The following is a 22,282-nucleotide window of genomic DNA, read 5'->3' on the forward strand; positions in this document are numbered from 1 at the left end:
GCACCCTTGTCGCTTCTCCTCGGGCGCCGGATACCCAGTCCAGCTGAACCCCAATGGCCATCGCCCCTTACCCGCCCTGCACCACCATCCGCCGGCGCGCATAGACGAAGAGCGCCCGCGCCAAGGCCATCAGGAGAACGGCCCAGAACACCTGCTGGATCAGGGCATCCCGGAGCGCCTCACCGCGCAGCGCCCCCGTATAGATCATCGTCGGCACATAGGCGATGGACTGGAAGGGCAGCAGGCGCAGCCACTGTTGGGCAACGGCGGGAAACAAGCTGATCGGGGCCACCAACCCGGACAGGAGATCGATGGCGATGTGTTTCGCCCGAATGATTCCCGTCGTGTTCAAGGTGAAGAATGCCGTCAGCCCGGTCAGCAGATTGATGGCGTTGTTGATGACAAAACTGAGGGCGATGCTGACGAGGAAGAAACCGAGGCTCTCCACCGAGTCGGGAAGGCGCACCGGAAACAGCAGAAAGGCGAAGACGGCCCCCGGCAGCGTGAAAAAGCCGAATCGAAAGAGCGCCTCCCCCAAGGCGGAGGAGAGCCGGTAGGTCAGATAGTCATAGGGCCGCGCCAGTTCGACGGCCACCTTGCCCGTCCGGACGTCATCGGCGATCTCGCGGTCCACATTGTTGAAGTAAAAGGTGCGGCTGATCCAGGCGACGGCCACATAGGTGATCATCTGGCCCAGGTCAAGGCCGCCCAGGGTCGACTTATGGCGGTACACGGCCTCCCAGAGGAAGTAATAGGCGCCGATGTTGACGGCATAGGTGAAAACACCGGTAAAGTACACCACCCGGTAGGCGAGCATCTTCATAAACTGGATGCGCATGACTTCCCATTGCAGCGCCAGCCAGGCCGTCATAGGACCACCGCTCCACGGTAGATCGCCTTTACGATCTCCTCGATCGGCGTCGCCTGGACGGCCAGATCGACGACAGGAAACCGGGCGATCAACACACCCATGATCGTCGCCGGCGACACCTCCTGGATGGAAAAGGCCGCGAGGGCGCGGCGCGGTTCCGGCGTCTCCCAGGCCACCGGCAGTCCCGCAAAGGCCTCCTGCAATTCCTCCATCGTCACGGGCTGATCAAAGTCGACCTTCAACGTCCGACCGCCGCCATACTCCTGCTGCAAGCGGGTCAGGGACCCGTCATAGAGGATGCGACCCCGATCGATCATGACCACCCGGGAACAGAGGGCCTCAATGTCTGACAGGTCATGGGTCGTCAGCAACACCGTCGTGCCCAGTTCACCGTTGATTTCCATTAAAAACTGGCGGATGCGCTCCTTGGCCAGCACATCCAGGCCGATCGTCGGCTCGTCCAAAAAGAGCAGATCGGGATGGTGCAGCAGCGCCGCCGTCAACTCGCAGCGCATGCGCTGACCGAGAGAGAGCTTGCGCACGGGGATGTGCAGGAAGTTTTCCATCTCTAAAAGTTCCACAAACCGATCGAGCCGGCGCCGGTAATCGGCTTCGGGGATCTGATAGACCCGGCTCAAGAGGCGAAAGGATTCACTGACCGCCAGATCCCACCACAACTGGCTGCGCTGGCCGAAGACGACGCCGATGCGGCGGCAGAAGTCGATCCGTTCGCGATGGGGCACAAAGCCGTTGACGATCAGCCGGCCCGAAGTGGGCACAAGGATGCCCGACAGCATCTTGATCGTCGTGGACTTGCCCGCCCCGTTGGCGCCGATGTAGCCGACCATCTCGCCCCGTTGCACCTGCAGGTCGATGTGATCGACGGCGGCCACCCGTTTATACTCGCGCTGCCAGAGGTCGCGAAAGGCGCCCGCCACCCCTTCCCGGCGCTGAAAGACCTGAAACTCCTTCGTCAACCCAACTGCATCGATCATGTTCATCTGGTCCAGCCCTCCCCCTTGGCGGGCGCCGATAGACGGCATCCCTCTGATATGGTATCCGCCAAGCCGCCTCGGGACAAGTGCCCAGACCAAAGGAGACAATATTCCGCCATTTTGCGGCTATATAATCGAGCGGCAATGGTTGCCCCTTCTGGGCGAGACCTTGGACGCTGTGAATGCCGGTGAAACAAACAAAGCAGTGAGCCAACGGGGCTCACTGCTTTGTCATCTATACGGCCTTATCGGCTGTGCGAGAGACCACCGTGATCAGTTCGTCAAAATGGCGAAGCACAATCTCCACCAACCGGGGATCAAACTGGGCGCCGGCGTGTTTTCGCAGTTCCTCGCGAATCACATCGGGCGGCAATCCCTTGCGGTAGGGACGGCTGCTGGCCATGGCGTCGATAGCGTCCGCGATGGCGATCACCCGGCTGGCGATGGGGATGTTCTCCCCGGCCAACCCCACAGGATAGCCTCGGCCATCATAGTGTTCATGATGGTGATAGACGATATCGGCCACATTTCGAAACAAGCCGATCGGCCGCAGCAGTTCCGCGCCCAGGGCGGAATGACTTTTCATCTCGTTGAATTCGGCGGCGCTCAAGGGACCCGGTTTTTGCAGGATGCTTTCACGGATGCCGATCTTGCCCACATCATGGAGCAGCCCGGCGATGCCGACGGTCTCAATCTCACTATCGGAAAGACCAGCCAGGCGCGCAATCGTCCGCGATAGAAGCATCACCTGCTCCGAATGCCCCCCTGTGTAGGCGTCCCGCATGTCGATCGCCCGCGACAGCGTGCGGATCATCTGCCAAAAGGCGCTGTTGAGCGATGCGTAGGCATGGGCGCTCTTCAGCGCGATGGCAATGGCCTGAGCCAACTCCATCAGGCGATCCACCGTGCCGTCGGCGTAAAAGCCCGCTTCTCTGTTGCTGACGATGATCGTGCCCAACGCCTTGTCACCGGCCATGACCGGAACATAGACGATGGAATGATAGCCCAGGGCGAGAAACTCCTCCTCCTGAGGACAGAGATCCTCCCGGCTCAAGTCGGCGCAAATCCTGGGCTGGCCCTCATCGGCCACCGCCGGCAGGCGGGTCTGATCGAGGGGCACCGAATCGGTCACAATCCCTGTGCTCCGCCCTTCCCACATATAAAACTCAGCGGTCTTCGTTCCCTCATCCCATACGGCGATGAAGAGCGCATCGGCCGTCACACGCGCCTGAATATGGCTGATCAGGGTCTTGATGACTTCATCGCGCCGGGCATTTTGGGCCATGACGCTGCGAAAGATCCGGTCCATCGCCTCCAGCGTCTCCACTTTTTCCGCCAGGCTGATGGTCGCCTTGCGGATCTCGGCCTGCAGTGACGCCCGGTGATCGGCCACCGCCGCCGCCATCTGGTTAAAGGCAGCCGCCAGCGCCGCCGTTTCTCCCGTCCCCACTTCGGGAACGCAGACCGCCCGGTCGCCGTCGGCCACACGGCGCGCCGCCTCGGTCAACCGCACCAGCGGAAGGGTCAGCCGCCGGCTGACCCAGGCCGCGAAGGCGCCGGCGCCGAGAGAGGCCAGGCAGGCAACGGCCACCGTGTAGTCAAAGCGGTACTTCTGCTGTTTCCGCAGTTCTGTCATCCGCACCGCGATTTCCACCATACCCAGCTTTTTATCCATTGCCAGCACAGGAACCTGCACCGTCAGCACATCGGCCACATAGTGCGCTTTTTCCCGCTGGGTCATGACCCGTCCGTTGGCGTCAATGACACGCACATACTGGATATTGGGCTGATTCAATAAGGCCCAGGACAGGGAATTGATCCGATCCACGTCGCCTCCCTGCACGTCCGAACCGACAGCGCTCGCCAACAGATTGGCGCCGGCCAGCGCCTCATTGCGCAGCGCCGCTTCCAACAGCGCTCCTTCTGTCCTGATAAAGTATCCGGCCATCACCAAAATCCCGGCGAGACTCAGCGCCGTCAAGGCGAGCCAGAAACGAAAGGCCGTCCCTCGAATCCCTAACACGGTCATCGCACCTCTCCGAACCATCATGCCTGCCCTATTCTGTCCAAGGCTAATGCCGTTTTCGATTTCCTTCTTTACAATAATTATGAACATTCTGTAGACACTTTGGCAAGACAAAGATTAAACAAAGACCGTCGAAAAAAATAAAATCAGGGAGTCGCCTCCCTGATTTCTCGTTACTTATGTCATTTCTTACCTTGCCTAAGACTTGCCAAATGGCCAAAGAGGATTAGTGCATTGGAAAACTAGTCTTTCAGAACGAAATAGAAAGGAATGTGGAGGAACAGGAAGAAAAAGGCCAGCATGTGGGCAACGTTCCAAGTGGGGGTGTACAGTTCCATAAATAGGGCACCTCCTTTTGTTCCACATTTTTCCTGAATTCCAGCCAACGGTTTCCCTGTCGCCCAGAACTCGGCTATATATAGTTTAACGTATTCGACGCTATTTGGGTTATTCCTTTTTTGAAAAAAAATTAAACAAACATGGCGCTTTATCGAGGTGAAGCGCCTTTTTGTCTTTGAAGGGTTTTCCTCTTTCAAAAAAGAAGGTACACCGAAAGGCAGTCCTTCTGGAAAGGATGAACCATCGATGACCCGCATCCTGCTCGTCGAAGACGAAATCAAACTCCGGCAAAACACCGCCCAGTTTCTGATCGCCGAAGGGTTCGCCGTCAGCGAAGCCGGCGCTGGACTGGCAGCGCTGCAGTGCTTCCGCGCGGAAAAACCCGACCTGATCCTCCTTGATATCCTGCTCCCCGAACTGAACGGTGTCCAACTCTGCCAGATCATCCGCCAGGAGAGCGCCGTGCCCATCTTGATGGTGACCGCCCTCGGCGGCGAAGAGGATGTGTTGGCCGGCCTGGAAAAAGGCGCCGACGACTACATCGTCAAGCCCTTTCGTATGCGGGAACTGGTCGCGCGGATCCGGGCCGTCTTGCGGCGGCAATCGCTGGTCCAAGCGCCCCAGTCGGTCCTCCACCTCGGCGAACTGACCCTGGACATTGACGGCGTCCGCCTCCTGAAACAGGGCCGGGAGGTGTCCTTGACGGCGACGGAGTTTCGCCTGCTCTCGATGATGGCGAAGCAGCCAGGCCGCGCCTTTACGCGCCTGCAACTCCTGGAAGGCGCCATCGGCGAGGCCTTTGAAAACTACGAGCGCACTGTAGACACCCATATATTCAACCTGCGCAAAAAAATCGAAGACCGCTCCGGCAAACCGCGCTATATCCAAACGGTGTTCGGCGTCGGCTACCGCTTCGGAGAGCAGCGATGAGGCTGCGCAAACGCTTTTTCATCTACTTTCTGGCGCTGATCCTGTTGACGGCAGGCCTCAACCTGGCGATCACCATCGCCGGGAGCAAGGCTGCCGTCGAGCGCTTCACCGACCAGTTCCGCGATGCCTTTGCCGGTGCCGCGAGCAAGACGATCACCGCCCACTACCGTGACAAGGGAACCCTGCAGGGACTGACGGAAGAGGCGATCACCCCCCGGGAACTGGTCGTCGACTTTCCGCGCCAGTTTGACCGCGACCCAGACCACGGCCCGCCGCCCTTCGTCACCGTTCCCGGCGGCGGAACCTGGAGCGTCATCGTCGAAGACAGCGACGGTCAGATCGTCCTTGGCCCGCAAGGCAGCGCCCACGCGCCTGAACCGGGCGTCGACGCCGATTACCCCCTTGCGGTTGACGGCCGTTATATCGGTCACTTGCAGCTTTTGCCCAAAGAAAACAGCCTCCTGGACACAGCCCGTTCTTTCCTCATCGTGCCGCTCGTGATCCGGCAGGTCGGAACGGTGATCATCGCCTCCATCCTCGCCCTGATCATCGCCTTTTTCATCTCGAACCAGTTGATTCAGCCGATCGGGGTGCTCGCCGAAGCCGCCCGAACCATCGCCCGGGGCAATCTGGGTCACCGGGTCAACCTGACCGGCCGCGATGAACTGGGCGAACTGGCCGCCGACTTCAACACCATGGCGGCCCGCCTGGAGGAGGACCAACGGCTGCGCCGGCAGTTGCAGGCCGACGTGGTTCATGAACTGCGCACCCCCCTCGCCGTCTGCCAAAGCCTCTACGATTCCCTGGAAAGCGGATTTGTCACCTGGGACAAAGAGGCGCTGACGACACTCCAGGAAGAAACGGGACGGATGAACCGTCTCGTCCACGATCTCCATGAGTTGAGCAAAGCCGAAACGCGTCAGTTGTCCTTTTGCCGAGAATGGCTCTACGTGACCGACCTGCTCGAACGCTTGGAGGAGTCTTTCAGCGCCGCTGCCCGGCAAAAAGAGGTCGCCTTCTGCGTCAACGGGAAAAGCGAAACGGCCGGAACCCTCCTCTACGTGGATCCCGACCGCACGGTTCAGATCTTTATCAACCTGTTGCACAACGCCCTCCGGCACACCTGTCCCGGCGGTTTTATCGCCGTCGACGCCCAGACCCGGCCGGGCGGCGTCGCCATCGCCGTCCGTGACAGCGGCTGCGGCATCGCCCCGGAACATCTGCCCCACATCTTCGACCGTTTTTACCGCATCGACGGGAGCCGCACCCGGCAGACCGGCGGCTGCGGCCTCGGCCTGGCCATCGCCCGGGAATACGCCCTCTTGCAAGGCGGTTCCATCACCGCCGAAAGCAACCCCGGTCAGGGGTCCGTTTTCACGGTCTGGCTGCCGACAGAGGAAGAGCCCCTTCCCCCGCAGGGCCGGTGAAACGGATTCGGAGTTCGACCACCTCGGCGCGGCTCCCCACCCGCAGGGGCGGTCCCCAGGGCAGGTTTCCCGCCGTCACCATCACCGCTGAGGATCGAGGAGGTCTTTCCGATGACTGTCCATACGAGCCGCACCCAGGAACCAGGCCGCGTTGTCATCGACCATGATCGGTGCGTACGCTGCGGCCGCTGTGTCAACCTCTGCAGCGGCCTGGTCTTATCCATGGTGGACACCGGCGGCCCAGTGCAGATCGACCAACAGCGGCTGTTCGGCTGCATCGGTTGCGGTCAGTGCATGGCCGCCTGCCCCCAGGGCTGTATCCAGGTTGAGGGACGTGAGATCTCTCCCGCCGACCTGCTCCCCCTGCCCCCCCAGGAAGCGCGAACCGCCTACGAACCGTTGCATGCGCTCCTGCTGGCGCGTCGGAGTGTGCGCCGCTTTCAAGCCAGGGCCGTAGAACGGGAGATCGTCGACCAGATCATCGACGCCTCCTCCACAGCGCCCATGGGCATCCCGCCGTCAGACGTGCGGCTCTTTGTGCTGGACAGCCGGGAGAAGGTTCGGCAACTGTCCGACGACATCGCAGAGGTGGCGAAAAAGAGCGCCTGGTTGTTCTCGCCGCTGGCGAACGAGGTGGCGCGCCCCTTCATCAGCAAGGAAGACTATGAACTGCGCAAGGGCTTCATCCACCCCATGCTGCAGTTTCTCGTCGAGGCCCACGGTCAGGGAGAGAACTGGATCCTCTACGACGCCCCGCTGGCGATGCTCTTCTACGGCTCTCCCTATTCCGATCCGGCCGATCCCTACATCGCCGCCACCTACGCCATGCTGGCCGGCGAATCGCTGGGTCTGGGGACCTGCATGATCGGCGCCGCCGCTCCCTTTATCCGCTATAGCGATGAACTGCAGCGAAAATACGGCATCGAGATGAAGACCGCCGCTGCCCTGTTCGTCCTGTTCGGCTATCCGGAGGCAACCTACCGGCGAGCGCTGCGACGAACCTTCGCCAAAGTAACCTTTTATGGCGGAAATAACGCCGCAGATTGAAAAGGGGGTTCCTGGCTGCAACGCCGGGAGCCCCTTTTTCTATGTATTATGGCGCCTCCTGTGACTTGGGAGGGAACGAACAGACTTGGCTCTTGCGGAACAGGTGATTCTATTGAATAATGGATACAAATTATAGTCAAATTGGCTATAGGAGGTTGGCTCCTCCTCCATAGTAGGGCTTGCCAGTGAAACTGCGATGAGAGGAATCGTCCGAGGTGAATCGAATGCCGAACGACAACCGCCCCCCGGAGACAGTTGCATAATGGAAGCAAGAGAGCGATTCGACGACGAAAGGATGTACCTGCCATATGACTTGGGCAAAATCCTTAAAAATCCGGGCCTTAGCTCTTGCTTCTGTGGTGCTGATCTGCGGGATCGCCCTGGCAATGGGCCTGATGTACTCGCAAGCAAAGGAGATTATTACCGCAAACCTTAAACAGAACGCCTTACAGTCGGTGTCGGTTCACGCCGACCGGTTGGCCCAATGGCTACAGGTCCGAATGGCAGAGGTAGAGGTGATCGCCAATACGGAAATCGTCCGAACGATGGACCGTGAAAAGGTAATGCCCTACTTAAAACGAGAGATGGAGCGATTTAAAGGGACTTATAATAGTTTTGGGATTTCCGATAGGACAGGAAAACTTGCCCTAAACAACGGGGCGATCATCGATATCTCTTCGGAGAGCAGCTTCCCGGCGATCATGTCGAACGGCGTCAGTGTGATCAGCGATCCCTTCCCAGACAAACAAAATGAACGGGACTTGATCATTTCGATGGAAACCGCCGTTCGATCCGGTGACGGGACCGTGGTCGGACTCGCTAGCGGAGCCAGTCTGGTGAGCACGGTCTTTCAGCAAAACGCCGACTTTCATATCGGGCAAACGGATAAGGTCTATATCCTAAAGAAAGACGGGACGGTTCTCTATCACCCGGACTACAAGCCCTTATCGACGAACGCACTGAAAGAAGGGGATGCGGCCTATCAATCTGCATTAAAAGAGATGCTGGGCGGCGCCGTCAACACCCTGTCGGTAGGCGATAAGATCCTCTTTGGCGCGCCGGTGCAGGGGAAAGATTGGGTGATGGTGCTGGAGGTCCCGGTCCATGAATACCTGGATGCGCTCAATACGTTGATGGTTCGGATGATCGTCCTATCCATCGGGGTCATTGTGGCGCTGATCGGCATGGCCCTGTATTTGCTGCAAAGCATTTTCCGTCGCATTGACATTCTTGCGCAAACGGCGGAGGTGACCGCGAAAGGGGATCTCCGTTCTCGCCTTTCCGAAGGGGAAGACGAGATCGGAATGGTCAATCGTTGTTTCAATCAGATGGTGGGGGAACTGCGAAAGATCGTCACAGAATTGGCCCGCAGCGCAACATCGGTGAGTGAGAACGCCCTTGCGTACCGTGAATTGACAGATGATGCCGTACAGACGGGGCATGTCGTATCGGCCACGATCCATCAATTGTCGCAAGGCAGCCAAGCGACGGCCCAGGAGGTCGAGCGGATCACCCTGTCCATCGACGCATTGAATCAAGTCGTGGGCAAAATGACATCGCTCGGAACCACCATTGATGGGGTCGTCGAGAATACGCGGGCAAAAGCGGAACAGGGTTCCCTGTCCATCACGGAAACAGTCGCGCAGATGGATACGATTCAGGAACAGGTTCAAAAAACCGGCTTGGTCGTGGACGATCTGACAGCACAATCAGAGGAGATCGCCATGATCAGCACCACGATCGGCAGTATTGCATCGCAGACCAACCTGTTGGCCTTAAATGCGGCCATCGAAGCGGCGCGGGCCGGCGAGGCGGGTCAAGGGTTTTCCGTCGTCGCCGAAGAGGTGCGCAAACTGGCGGAACAATCGGCCACCGCCGCCAAGGAGATTGACGTCGAGATCCATGCCATCCAGGAGCGGATCGCGATGGCTGTCGCCTCCATGCGGGAAAACGGGGAACGCATGATCGGGGGGAAAGAAGCGATTCGAAAAATCTCGTCTCATTTTACCGAGATCGAGCAGGGCGTTCGGCATATCGCCCATGCGAGTAAAGACCTCGGCAACGTCGCCAAAGAGATCGACGAAGGCAGCAAGCAGATCGGCAATGCCGTCGCCAATTGTTCAGCCGTCAGCGAAGAAGTCGCCGCAGGATCGGAACATGCCGTATCCCAGATGGAAAGCCAGGAAAAAAGCCTGCAGGCCCTGCGCTCGGCGGCAACGCACTTGAAAGAAATGGCCCAGAACTTAGAAACCCATATCGCCCACTTTACCCTGAGCGAGCAGGCGTAGGCGAGTAAAACGGGATTCCCGGTTTCGCCTCCGGGAATCCCGTTTTCCCCCTCGTTGTCAACCGCAAGCCCCTGAGGAGGTTCGAATGGACAAGGATCAACAAGGCCGCCAGGAAGAGCTCCAGTACCTTGAACAGACGGAGCGACTCCTCCAAACCCTTTTGAACCGCGAACTGGACCAACTGGATCAGCGCAAAGAGGCCCTCATTGAGGCGAGACGAGACATGTGGGAGAACACCGTTCACGCCTCCCAGGACTTTGCCCAACTGACCGAGATGAACCAGTACCTCGCCGGCGTCAACCAGCAGACGGCGGGCTATGTGAACACGTTGAGACAGGTGGAAAAATACAGGCGCATGATCGGCGCCCCCTACTTCGGCCGCTTCGACTTCGTTGAGGATGGCTATGACGAGGTCGAGAAGATTTATGTGGGCCTCCATACGTTGACCGATCCGGCGAGCCACCATATCTTTGTCTATGATTGGCGAGCGCCTGTCTCCAGCATCTTTTACCGGCATGAACCGGGACGAGCCGCCTATGAGGCCCCCAGCGGCATCGTCGAAGGCGACGTCCTCCGCAAGCGGCAGTACAAGATCAACGAGGGGAACCTGGTCTACTTTTTCGATTGCAACGTCGTCATCACCGACCAGATCCTCCAGGAGATCCTCAGCCAAAACGCCTCGCCGAAGATGCGCACCATCGTTGAAACGATTCAAAAGGAGCAGGACCGGATCATCCGCGACCGGGACACGGACCTGCTCATCGTCCAGGGCGTCGCCGGCAGCGGCAAGACCTCCATCGCCCTGCACCGCATCGCCTTCCTGCTCTATGAAGGCCACCAATCCCGTTTGCAGTGGAACAATGTCCTCATCCTCTCGCCCAACGCCATCTTCAGCCAGTACATCTCCCACGTTCTCCCGGAACTCGGCGAAGAAAATGTGGCCCAGACCACCTTTGACGCCATCGCCACCGCCGCCCTGGCCGAACCGTTTATCGTGGAAAGCCGAGCCGAGCAACTGGAAACGCTCCTGCAATCGGGTGGCAATCCTTCACGGCAGCGCGCCATCGCCTTTAAGGGCTCTCGCGCCTTTCTCACCCTGCTCGATCGGTTGATCGACCACTGGGCCCACCGCGAAATCGCCTTCGAAGATGTCTACTATGACAGCGTCACCGTGGAGACAGGGCAGCAGTTGAAAAATCGATTTCTGAACAACAAAATCGGCCTCCCCATGGCGGTCCAACTCCGCCGGTTGGAAGAGACGATCCTGAAAAAAATCCCGCCCTTGCAAAAGCGACGACGGCAGCGGATCGAAAAGATCGTTGCCCAGAGCGAAGGGCGCGACTTTGAAATCAAGGCCTTCAGCCGCCTCTTGTCAATGAAGGAGACGAAAGCCTTGCGCCGCCGCCTCCACCGGTTTACGCGGGTCGACTATCGCCACCTCTACGAACGGCTCTTCACGGATCCACCCCTCTTCGCCCGCCTCGCCCGTGGGCTTTCTCTCCCGGAAGGCATCGCGGAGGCGATGGCGTCGGCGTCGGCAAGCGCCTCAAAAAGCGCTGGGAACGCGACGGGAAGCTCCGGCATGCTTGGCGGGCTCTTCGCCGAGACCGGGGAGCGGCTCCGTCAAGGCCGGGTGGCTTATGAAGACGCCGCTCCCCTGCTCTACCTTAAGTTTCGGCTTGAAGGCTGTTCCCTCTACTCGGACATCAAGCAGGTGGTCATTGACGAGGCGCAGGATTACACCCCGCTACAGTACGCTATCTTTGCCCTGCTCTTCAAGGAGGCGCGCTACACCGTGCTGGGCGACATCTGCCAGAGCGTGGAAAGGGAGGGCGACCTGCGGCTCTACGACGATGTCGTCCAGATCCTCCAGAAGCCCAAAACCCTCCGGCTCGATCTGAATAAGGGATACCGTTCCTCCCAGGAGATCAGCGCCTTTGCCCGGCGCCTGCTCGCTAAGGAACAGGGCGGCCTGTCCTTCGAACGTCACGACGAGGCGCCCCGGATTGAGCGCGCCGAAACGGAGGCGGCCATGGTTGACGCTGTGGCCCGCCACGCCGCCGCTTCGCTGGAAGCCGGCTTTGGCACGGTGGCCGTCATCTGCAAAAGCCAGCGCGAGGCCGAAAGGCTCCACAGCCGGCTAAAAGGGAAGCACCCCGTCCAATTGATCCAGCCCCATGAAGGCTGGGTCGAAAAAGGCGTCTCCGTCGTCTCCGCTTATCTGGCAAAAGGCCTCGAGTTCGACGCCGTCATCGTCTACGGCGCAGACAAGGGCCGTTACGCCAGCGACCTGGACCGGCGATTGCTCTACATCGCCTGCACCCGGGCGCTCCATCGCCTGACCCTCTGCTATTGCGGGGAGATCAGCCCCTTTCTCACCGCGTCAGCCTCGCCATCGGAGCGGCGGCTGCCGATGTGAGTATGGGCGAGGCTCCCGAGATTGTGATTCTTATGAATTATCTGAGGTGAATCGATTGACGAATCCACAGCCGCCCTCACAGAGACAATTAAGCTGGATCCAGATGCTCGAAAAGCAGGCCGGCCTCTTGCTCGCCGAACTGGATTTGGCAGAATGGACGATCAAAAAGCGTCCGGACACGTTCGAACAGGCCAAGGGGATCAGAACAGCGTTAGATGGGCTGTGCGCCTTCTTGCAGGAACTCATTCTGGCGCGGGACAACGACCTGACCGGCATGACGCGCAATGACTCTGTGGGAAAGAATATCGAACTGTTGCGCGAGTTTTACAACATTCCGCCCGATTTCTTCCCCATCGCCCTGGGCAAGGCCGCTTCACCGGGAACACTTCACTAAGTAACGTTTGATCAAAGGGAAAAGGCGCCTGGGGGGATCAACCCCCAGGCGCCTTTTCCCTTTACCGTGTGATCCCCTTTTCCCTTTTCGACGCGATCACCCGATCTCCAGCCGCACCCGGCTGCCTTCCATATCGCCCTGGTCGACGACCAACCGGCGGCTGAGCCGTTGCTGAAGTTCCTGGACATGGCTGATCACGCCGATCGACCGGTTGCCCAGTTGCAGTCGCTCCAACGTACCCATCACCACATCGATGGCATCGGCGTCGAGGGAGCCAAATCCTTCATCGAGGAAAAAAAACTCTAAGGGGTACATCCCCTTTAACTGGATCTGCGCCGACAGGGCGAGCGCCAGGGCCAGCGAGGCCTGGAAGGTTTCACCGCCCGACAGGGAGGTGACGGGGCGCTTGACCCCGCCATTGGCGTCGTCGCGGATGACAAAGCCGCCATCAGACACATGCTCCAGGGCGTACCGGTTGCGCGTCATCCGCTTCAGTTGCTCTGACGCTTGCTGGGCCACAAACTCGACCTGCTCTTGGGCCAAAAAGTCGACAAAGACATTGCCGGCGAAGAGCGATTTCAGTTGACCCAGCAGGCCCTCCTGCCGGCGCAGTTCTTCCCCTTGCCGGTGCAGCGCCTGCCAGCGCTGCTGCTTGCCTTGCAGTTCCTTCAGCGCCTGATCGGCGGCGCCCCGCTCGCGGGTGGCGCGATCGCTCTGTTCCGTCGCCTCGGCCAGAGTCCTCTCCTTCTCTGCCAGCGCCTCCGGCGACACCTGCCGTCCCGCCAACTGCGACTCGATCTGGGCGAATTCAGCCGACAGCCCTTTCTCCCGGTCCTGATAGTCGGCGACCCAGCGTTTCTTTTCCGCCATCTCACCGGGTTCAAGCCGGGCGTCGCGAACCTCTTCGACAGAAACGAACTCTTCCTTCCGCAGCGCCGCTTCCCGTTCACGCCGGCATTCGTCGAGGGCTTGGCGGGCCGCTTCCCAGGCGCTCTCCCGACGGGTTCGCTCATCCTGGGCCTGCTGGCAGCGCGCCTGCACCTGTTGCCATGTCTCGCGGGCCTTCCGGGCATCGCTGCGCAGTTGGTCCAACTGGGCCGTATTTTTCTCGATCAGCAGCAACGCCGGCGTTCCCTGCGTGATCGCCTGCAACCGGTCTGCCCGTATGCGCGCCTGCCCTTCGATGGCCTCCAGTTGGGCCGTCAGCCGGATCACGTCCCCTTGGGCGGCCTGGTTCTGTTGCTGCGCCTTCGCCAAGTCCTCTTCACAGCAAAGGATCTCCGCCTGGCAAGCCTGGATTTGGCGGCGCAGTTCATCACAGCGCCGGTCCTTCCGGCGCAAGCCCTCTTCGAGCGCCTTTACCTGTTCGGCCCCGTCCGTCAAGGGCGTCACCGCAGCCAGTCCCAGCGGTTCGAGGGCCTGGCGGAAGGCGGCCTGCGCCTCGTCCCAGCGCGCCTGGGCCTCATCGAGGGCGGCTTTTGCCTGCATGGACTCCCCTTCGGCCACTTGCGCCAGTTGGATGCTGGCGTCATGCTCGGCCTGGGCCTGGGTGACCTGATCGCCCAGTTGGCGCAGTTCCAGACGAATCTGCTCGAGTTCGTCTCTCCATCTTTGCCAGGCGGCCTTTTGTTTCGCCCATTCCCGTTCCGCGCCTCCGAGCCACTGCTCGAACCGTAGAACAGGATTCTCCCTTTCGGTAGGAACTTCTTTTTCAACAGGCGCATCTCCAATAGGTGCATCTGCAATAGGCACACCTTCAATCGATGCAGCTTTTTCGATCGGGATTTGTTTTTCGAGCGCCGATCGCCCCGTCTGTTCCGTCGGCCTATGGAGTTCGGTGGGGAGATGGAGTGGGAAGAGGGCGGGCCATCCCAGCGCTTCTGCGCCCGTCCACTTTCGACGGCTCTCCTGACCTACCTCCCCGATGGCGGCGGCGAGACGGTTCAGTTCTTGCTCCAGCATCTCCTGGCGCGTCTGCAGGTTGCTCTTCTCCAGTCGCGCCTGTTCCAGTTCGCCCGTCCCTTGGCGTAGCGCCCTTTCGAGTTTCTCCATGGCCTGTTCGAAGGAGACTTTTTCCTCCTCGGCCGAGTGCCCGGCCGAGGGCTTGGCCCCACGGGCATTGACGCAGGGGTGTTCCAGGGAACCGCAGACCGGGCAGGGGTCACCCGGGTGCAGGTCGCTCGCCAGCAATGCGGCCATGGCGGCTCTGTCCTGCAGGAGCCGTTCCTGGTAGGCATCCTTTTGTTTTTGCCGTTCCCCTTCCAGGCGGGCGCAGTCTGCTTCCAGTCGCTGCAGCCGTCCCTGGCAGTCCGCCATCGCCTCCCCGATCCGCCCGGCGGCGCACCGATGGTCGGCGCGCTGTTTCTCCATGTCCGCCAACCGCGCCAACAGGCCGCGTTGCTCCATCAGCCCCACTTCCAGCCGGCTGAGTTCCTCCTCGGAAAAGGGAACCTGGGCGACCTGTTCTTTTTCCCGAGCCTCGCAGGCCTGCCGCCGGCGCGTCAGATCCTGCGCCCGCTCCCCTTTTTGCTCCTGCTGCCGACGCGCCCTTTCAAGCGACTGTTGCCGCTCCAGGAACTGCCCGTTGGCCCGATCGAAGACAGTGGCCTCGCGAAGAAACTCGGCGCCCTTATGCATCCCTTCAGCCACCTGCGCCCGGTAGGCCGAATCGACAAGGTTGCCGGCAAGTTCCCTTTCCGACGCCGCCAGTGCGGTTTTGAGGCGATCCCGTTCTGTTGACCGCTCGTCAATCAACCCTTCTGCCGTGGTCGCGACGTCCCGGCTTTTCTTCAGGTCGGCGGCGATCCGTCGCCATTCCCCCCGGTATGTATCGATCTCAACCTCCAGCTTTTGCGCCTCTTCCAGTTGCGCGCCCCGCTGCATCAACAGCGGTTCCTGTTCGTCTCTCGCCGCTTCCGCCTGCTGGGCCTGCCGCTCACACAGGATGAGTTGCTGGCGCAACGACTGCGCCTCCACCTCGGCCGCTTGTTTCTGCAGGGCCGCCGCCTGCTCAGCCGCTGCCGCCGTCGCTTCCCGTTGCACCAGGGGAAAGACCCGCTCCGCCTGCTCGGCCCGCTCCAACGCCCGTAGCGCCTCCTGGCATTGGCTGGCCTTTTGCGTGTGGGCGTTGATTTCCGCTTCCTTGCCCCCCCGCTGCTTCTGCAGCTTGTCCACCTCTTGCGCTTCCTCAAAGCCGGCTCTGGCCGTCTTCAACATGGCCCTTGCCTTCTCCTCGCCCGCTTTTGCCGCCGCTGCCGCCCCTTCGGCGCGCCGGACCGCTTCGTCCGAGGCGTCGCCGAGGCCGGCCAGTTCCCTTTCCACATTGCTCTTGTCCCGGGCGACGCTGCTGAGACGCAGGGCCACGCGCTCGTTCAATTCCTTGCCGTACTTCTCCAAGTTGAAGAGCCGCTGCAGCATGTCCCGCCGTTCTTTTCCGGTCAGGCTCAAAAACTCGGCGAACTTCCCTTGCGGGAGCACGACGGCGCGGGTGAAGTCCCGGCAGGTCATGCCGAGCAGCTTTTCGATCGTCCGCGTCATATCGCGGCTCCGGTCCTCCAGCACCGTCTCGGCGCCCGTGGGATCGATCCGCACCAGCCGGCTCACCTTGTTGTTGACAGAGATGTCATCGTTGCGGACATACCTGCGCTCGACGCGATACCGTGTTCGCTCGCCGCCGGCGCCGAGTTCGAAGAGGAAGGACACCTCCAGGCTCTTTTCACCGTGGTTGAGGATCCCCTGGGTGCCGTTCTTGGCGCGCACTACCTCGCCGTAAAGGGCCAGGGTGATCGCATCAAGGATGGTCGACTTGCCGCTGCCGGTTTTTCCGAAAATGCCAAAGACGCCGGCATCGATGAGTTGTTCAAAGTGGATCTCCTGTTTTTTCCGAAAGCTGTGCAACCCGGCGATGGTCAACTGGATCGGCCTCATTGCGCCGCCTCCCCTCGTTTCCCCTGCGTTGCGGGCGCTTCCTCGCCGTCAAGGTCGCCGGGGTTCTTCCCGTTGTCCCGTTCGTCCTGGAGCAGTTCCAGAAACAGCTCCAGCAGCGCCGGATCGGGCGCCTCGGCGCCGGTCTGGCGCTGGTAGAAACGGATGAAGCGCTGTTCGACGGACAGGTTTTCCATGGATTCGCCGGCTGAGACGTCTGCCCTTGTTCGGCCCACCTTGGGCACGATGTTCACAATACCACGGTGAAGGCCCTTGATCAGGCCGATCTCGTCCAGGGTAAGCGGTTGGGCGAGATGGAGTTCCAGGTCGATCCAGGCGTTGGCGTCGTCGCCCGCCGCGACACGCCGCTGCAGTTCCTCCATCCCTCCGGTCACGACCCACCGGACGAGGGGTTTGCCCGACGCAAGGAGGATCTCTCGCACCTGCGCCGGTTCACGGGGCAACAGATCGACAAGGGTCACCGACTTGGCTTGTCCCGCTTCGGAAAAACTGTAGGCCAGCGGTGATCCGGCATAGCGGATCGGGGCCGCGCCGCCCGCCGCGTCCTGGGGCCGGTGCAGGTGGCCCAGGGCGACGTACTGCGCCTTCTCGGGAAAGACCGCCGGATCGACGGCATAGGCGGCGCCCACCTGGATCGGATTTTCCGAATCGGAGACAGCGCCGCCGCGCACATAGAGATGGGACATGACCAGATTTACCGTATCGTCGCGAAAATGGCCGGACAAATCCCGAAAGATCAACGCCAGCCGTTCGTTGTAGCCCTTTTGAATCTCCCGATCGTCCGTGCTCTGGGCGAGCAGTTCCTTCAGGCGACCCTCTGAGGGGTAAGGCAGCGCAGCGATCACGGCGTGGTGGTCGCAACCGGGCAGAGCCATCTCCACCCAAGAGGCGCCGGCGTCGACGCGGCGCACCCGATCGGCCCGCGCCGGCAGGTATGGCTGGAGCACATCCTTGGGCAGGCCCAGCAGCGTGATGCCGTGGCGATCGGCCAGCGGCGCCGCGGCGCAGAGGCGCTCCGGATTGTCATGGTTGCCGGCGATGATCACCACCCCCCGCCGGCCCTGGTTTGCCAGCCGGCTGACGGCGTCATAAAAAAGCTCCTCCGCCGCCGCGCTCGGGTTGGCATGCTGGTACACATCGCCGGCAAGCAGCACCAGGTCGACCTGCTCCCGATCACAGATGGCGCAGATTTCATCGATAAAGGCTTCCTGTTCCGCCTGCCGGTCCCGGCCCTCCAGGGTCTTGCCGAGATGCCAGTCTGACGTGTGAAGGATCCGCACGATCCCACCCCTTCTCGCTTCCCCATACTATCGTCATCCTCTGTTGCCGACTAAAAAAACGATGCGATCTTCAGCCAACAACCAGAGGTTCTTGCGTTCTTTTGATTATTTCGGCGCGAACCGGCTGCTCCCTTTCTTTTTTCAGCATACCTGCTGTGAAAGACGGATGATCTTCCGTTTTCGGGGAAATCTATTCCCGAACATTGCAGAAAAGGAATGTTGCTGATGGTGACCGATGCGATGCTGCTTGAGGCGCGGCTTACCTTTAACCAGCTCTCGTTGCAGCACTATCTGGAGTCTGAATTGTTTTCCACCGGTTGGTGGTTTATCGTCGGTCTGCTCACGGTATTCTACGTTACCTGGTGGAAACTCCTGGATAAGAGCCGCTTTCTCGAAATTCTGCTGTTCGGTTCCTTCATGGCCGTGTCCAACGCTTTTATGGACAATATCGGCACCAGCTCCAGTCACTGGATGTACTTTACCCGTCTTGTCCCCCTGAGTCCGGGGCCATTCCCGATCGACTATACGGTTGTCCCGATCCTTTTTATGTTGGCCTATCAGTATACAAACACGTGGAAAACTTTTTTGCTCGGATCGGCGATCGCGGGATTCCTATTGAATGCCATCATCTTTCCCATCATGGTAAGTATTAATATAAAACACCATTACAATTTCTCCCTAGTCTATTACTTCTTCCTGGGTATTGGCGCTAGCCTGTTGTGCCGCTACCTCATCTTGGCAATCATTAAGCGGCAGTTCCAGGCGGAGGGCATTCAAGACCCCTCACCGCTGCTCCATCCGTCCCTAGTGCCTGCCAGAAGACCGATAGAGGCGGACGAGGAGTAACCCCTGCTGGCCACCGCCGGCGTTTGGGAATGAGCAGCGCCGAGAAAAGCGATCAAGTTCCCTTGGTAAAGGACAGAAGGCTTAGGCTTTAATGAGCCCGTTCTGTCCTTTTTTTACTTTCCCCTTCCTGTCCAGAAACGTTGACAGGGATTTTCACGAGGCGTAGAATCAATTTATCAAGATAATTTGATATTTTAATGGTTCCGGCTTTACCGACAGGGAATCAAGTGGAGGACATCCGATGGAGAACGATATTCGCCAATACACCAAAGCGGCCGAACTGCTCAAAGCCCTGGCCCACCCTGTCCGCCTCTGCATCCTGCAAGGGTTGATGCAAAAGGGCGACTGCAACGTATCCCATATGCAACACTGCTTGGAATTGCCCCAGTCGACCATCTCCATGCACCTGCAGAAGTTGCGCGTCGCCGGTGTTGTCGAAGGCGAGCGCCAGGGACTCGAAGTGCGCTACCGCATCGCCAACGACCAGGTTCGAAGCTTGTTGTCCTGTATTTTTGTTTCTGAAATCTGATTGCGCGAGTGGGAACCAGTAGAAGATGTAGAGGAGAGATCGCTATGAGCAAGAAAGTTGTCATTGTCGGCGGCGTCGCCGGCGGCGCATCGACGGCAGCGCGGCTGCGCCGGCTGGACGAACAAGCGGAGATCATCCTCTTTGAACGGGATGGCTACATATCCTTCGCCAACTGCGGCTTGCCTTATTACGTCGGCGAGACCATCGTCGACCGTTCCAACCTGATCCTGCAAACGCCGGAGATGATGCAACAGCGCTTCAACATCGACGCCCGCTTGCACAGTGACGTGATCGCCATCGACGCAACACAGAAAAGAGTGACGGTCAAGAGCGCCGATCGGGGCGTCTACGAAGAAACCTACGATGCGCTCGTCCTCTCACCGGGGGCAAAGCCCTTCGTGCCGCCTATCCCCGGTGTTCAGAGCGAGCGCATCTTTACCGTGCGCAACATCCCCGACACAGACCGGATCAAGGCGGTCGTCGACGAGCGACAGGTAGACGCGGCCATCGTCATCGGCGGCGGTTTTATCGGCGTCGAGATGGCCGAGAACCTGGTCGAACGGGGCATCGCCGTCACTCTGGTCGAAGCGGCGCCCCATATCCTGCCGCCCTTTGACGACGACATGGTGACCCTGGCTGAGAAGGAACTGGCCGATCAGGGCGTGCGCGTCATCGTCGGCGACGGGGTAACGGGGTTTGCTGAAATCCCTGAGCGCGGCGAGATCGCGGTGACCCTGCAAAGCGGCGCCCGCCTGACCGGCGGCATGGTCATCCTCGCCATCGGCGTCAAACCCGATGTGGACTTTCTCAAAGATTCGGGCCTGCAGCTGGGCCCCCGCGGCCACATCATCGTCAATGACCGCATGGAGACCAACCTGGACAGCGTCTACGCCGTCGGCGACGCGATTCAGGTCGTCGACTTCGTCAATGGCAGCGACACGGCGATCCCCCTGGCCGGCCCGGCGAACAAACAGGGCCGCATCGCCGCCGACAACATCTGCGGCATCGACAGCCGCTTCCGGGGCTCCCAGGGCACATCGATCATCAAGATCTTCGGCCTGACCGGGGCGGTCACCGGCAACAATGAGCGCACCCTCCGCCGCCTCGGCAGGGCCTACCGCGTCGTCCACATCCATCCCAACTCCCACGCCTCCTACTACCCCGGCGCGACGCCGATCACGCTGAAGGTGATCTTCGATGAAACGGGAAAGGTGCTGGGCGCCCAGGCCTTCGGCTACGATGGCGTCGACAAGCGCATCGACGTGATCGCCACGGTCATCCGCATGGGCGGAACCATCGACGACCTCAAGGAACTGGAACTCTCCTATGCGCCCCCCTACTCGTCGGCGAAAGACCCTGTCAACATGGCCGGTTTTCTCGCCGAAAACGTCCTGGCCGGGCGGGCGGAGCTCGTGGTCAGCGGCGACATCGACCAGATGGACCGGGAAAGGACCGTCTTGCTCGACGTGCGCACCGATCTGGAGTTCGAGAACGGCAGCCTCCCCGGCGCGATCCACATCCCCCTTGACGAGTTGCGGCAGCGCCTGGGCGAACTGGATCAGAGCAAGGAATACTGGGTCTACTGCAAAGTCGGCTTCCGGGGGTACCTGGCCGAGCGGATTTTGGTTCAGCGCGGGTTTCGGGCGAAAAACCTCTCCGGCGGGTATGCCTCTTACGAGATCGCCCGCTACAAGGTCGGCGAGGCGGGAAGGGCCGCCGGCGCGCAGCGGCAGTCGCTGCAAGGCGGTTGCTGCGGATCTGGTGACACCGGTCGTGGCAGCCGTAACGACGGCAACGACAGTGATACCGGAGGAGACAGTTGCTGCGCGGCGACGGTAGCGGCATCGGCCAGGGGCATTGCCTTCACGGATCACGATCGCAAACTGGATGCCTGCGGCCTCTGCTGCCCCGGACCGCTCCTACAGGTGAAAAAGAGCGTCGACGAGATGGCGGCGGGACAACGCCTCTATGTGGAAGCCTCCGACCCCGGCTTTTACAAAGACATCGAAGCCTGGTGCCGGCGCACCGGCAACGGGCTGCTCAACCTCGCTAAAGATGGCGGACGCATCAAAGCCTTGATCCAAAAGGGGGACGCCTCGGCGGAAGTCAGCGCGACTGCCCCCGTGAGTGGCGCGATGGCGCCCCTGAAAGACAACAAGACGATCGTCGTCTTCAGCGGCGATCTGGACAAGGCCATCGCGTCCTTCATCATCGCCAACGGCGCCGCCTCCATGGGCAAAAAGGTGACCCTCTTCTTCACCTTCTGGGGCCTTAACATCCTGAAAAAAGAAAATCCCCCGTCGGTGACGAAAGGCATCATGGACAACCTCTTCTCCATGATGATGCCGAGCCACAGCAAAAAACTGCCCCTCTCCAAGATGAACATGCTGGGCATGGGCGCAAAGATGATCCGCATGGTCATGCGAGACAAAAACGTCCAATCCCTGGAAGACCTGATCCAGGCCGCCCTGGATCAGGGGATTGAACTGGTGGCCTGCCAGATGTCCATGGACGTGATGGGCGTCAAGGCGGAGGAACTGATCGATGGCGTCAAGATCGGCGGCGTCGGTTACTATCTGGGTGAGGCGGAGGAGTCGAACGTAAACCTGTTTATTTGATCAGGCGGCTTGGCTTTTCCCCGGAACGATGAAACAAGCCCAAAAGGCCGCTCGCCGGGCGGCGCCTTTTGGGCTTGTTTGCTTTGTCTTCAAAGATGCAGCGCATACACACAGGCAACAGTGTCGCCATGTTTCGAAAATCCCCACTCCCGCTGTTTCAGAAAATTAGATCATTCAACGACAGCCTTGACGCGGTATCTTCCTGTGTCTATATTAACATTGTGAATATAAACATCGATAATACTCGCAACAGACACCTTTCCTCCACACAGGCCTTGGGGCCTGGGATTGTCAACGCTCGACTGAACCGCCTGCACAAGAAGGGAGT

The 22,282-nt window shown here is 60.1% G+C and carries 14 protein-coding genes; 9 read left to right on the top strand and 5 right to left on the bottom strand.

Annotation, left to right across the window (positions count from 1 at the left end):
* Positions 1-67 precede the first annotated feature (67 nt).
* The 3 genes from GTO89_RS07690 to GTO89_RS07700 all read right to left on the bottom strand — a co-directional run bounded on the left by GTO89_RS07690 (position 68) and on the right by GTO89_RS07700 (position 3,895).
* Positions 68-871, bottom strand: a complete 804-nt coding sequence (locus tag GTO89_RS07690; RefSeq protein WP_161261487.1) for an ABC transporter permease — start codon at positions 869-871, stop codon at positions 68-70.
* The gene (locus GTO89_RS07695) at positions 868-1,872 is read right to left on the bottom strand and encodes an ABC transporter ATP-binding protein (protein WP_161261488.1); all 1,005 of its coding nucleotides are present in this window, start codon (positions 1,870-1,872) and stop codon (positions 868-870) included. The genes GTO89_RS07690 and GTO89_RS07695 overlap by 4 nt, the downstream gene beginning before the upstream one ends.
* Before the next feature lie 229 nt (positions 1,873-2,101).
* Entirely contained in the window at positions 2,102-3,895 is a 1,794-nt protein-coding gene (locus GTO89_RS07700) for an HD domain-containing phosphohydrolase (RefSeq protein WP_161261489.1), read from the bottom strand.
* A 582-nt stretch (positions 3,896-4,477) separates the two neighbouring features.
* On the opposite strand from GTO89_RS07700, the gene GTO89_RS07705 reads away from it, so the two are divergent.
* From GTO89_RS07705 to GTO89_RS07730, 6 genes are all read left to right on the top strand, one after another.
* Positions 4,478-5,161, top strand: coding sequence for a response regulator transcription factor (locus GTO89_RS07705; protein WP_161261490.1), 684 nt, complete (start codon positions 4,478-4,480; stop codon positions 5,159-5,161).
* Positions 5,158-6,588, top strand: coding sequence for a sensor histidine kinase (locus GTO89_RS07710; RefSeq protein WP_161261491.1), 1,431 nt, complete (start codon positions 5,158-5,160; stop codon positions 6,586-6,588). Before GTO89_RS07705 ends, GTO89_RS07710 begins: the two co-directional genes overlap by 4 nt.
* 111 nt (positions 6,589-6,699) lie before the next feature.
* Positions 6,700-7,635 carry a nitroreductase family protein gene (locus tag GTO89_RS07715; RefSeq protein ID WP_161261492.1) on the top strand — a complete coding sequence of 312 codons (936 nt, stop codon included), beginning with the start codon at positions 6,700-6,702 and terminating at the stop codon, positions 7,633-7,635.
* A 308-nt stretch (positions 7,636-7,943) separates the two neighbouring features.
* Complete coding sequence (locus GTO89_RS07720; protein WP_161261493.1) at positions 7,944-9,923, top strand: methyl-accepting chemotaxis protein; 1,980 nt, start codon at positions 7,944-7,946, stop codon at positions 9,921-9,923.
* An 85-nt stretch (positions 9,924-10,008) separates the two neighbouring features.
* A complete protein-coding gene (gene helD, locus GTO89_RS07725) occupies positions 10,009-12,342 on the top strand; it encodes an RNA polymerase recycling motor HelD (RefSeq protein WP_161261494.1) in 2,334 nt (777 codons plus the stop codon).
* Positions 12,343-12,445: 103 nt separating this feature from the next.
* Positions 12,446-12,736 carry a hypothetical protein gene (locus GTO89_RS07730; RefSeq protein ID WP_161261495.1) on the top strand — a complete coding sequence of 97 codons (291 nt, stop codon included), beginning with the start codon at positions 12,446-12,448 and terminating at the stop codon, positions 12,734-12,736.
* Positions 12,737-12,832: 96 nt separating this feature from the next.
* Here GTO89_RS07730 and GTO89_RS07735 read toward each other — a convergent pair whose 3' ends face one another.
* Complete coding sequence (locus GTO89_RS07735) at positions 12,833-16,663, bottom strand: AAA family ATPase (RefSeq protein WP_161261496.1); 3,831 nt, start codon at positions 16,661-16,663, stop codon at positions 12,833-12,835.
* Positions 16,660-17,961 (bottom strand): metallophosphoesterase family protein, encoded by a 1,302-nt coding sequence (locus tag GTO89_RS07740; RefSeq protein WP_161261497.1) that lies wholly within the window; start codon positions 17,959-17,961, stop codon positions 16,660-16,662. Before GTO89_RS07740 ends, GTO89_RS07735 begins: the two co-directional genes overlap by 4 nt.
* A 225-nt stretch (positions 17,962-18,186) precedes the next feature.
* Between GTO89_RS07740 and GTO89_RS07745 the strand changes: the two genes are divergently transcribed.
* The 3 genes from GTO89_RS07745 to GTO89_RS07755 all read left to right on the top strand — a co-directional run bounded on the left by GTO89_RS07745 (position 18,187) and on the right by GTO89_RS07755 (position 21,954).
* Entirely contained in the window at positions 18,187-18,807 is a 621-nt protein-coding gene (locus tag GTO89_RS07745) for a CBO0543 family protein (protein ID WP_161261498.1), read from the top strand.
* 241 nt (positions 18,808-19,048) lie between these two features.
* On the top strand, positions 19,049-19,336 hold the full coding sequence (locus GTO89_RS07750) for an ArsR/SmtB family transcription factor (protein WP_161261499.1): 288 nt from the start codon (positions 19,049-19,051) through the stop codon (positions 19,334-19,336).
* A gap of 44 nt (positions 19,337-19,380) precedes the next feature.
* Positions 19,381-21,954 (top strand): DsrE/DsrF/DrsH-like family protein, encoded by a 2,574-nt coding sequence (locus GTO89_RS07755; RefSeq protein WP_161261500.1) that lies wholly within the window; start codon positions 19,381-19,383, stop codon positions 21,952-21,954.
* The last annotated feature ends 328 nt before the right edge of the window (positions 21,955-22,282 follow it).

Source organism: Heliomicrobium gestii, from assembly GCF_009877435.1.
Lineage (GTDB): Bacteria > Bacillota > Desulfitobacteriia > Heliobacteriales > Heliobacteriaceae > Heliomicrobium > Heliomicrobium gestii.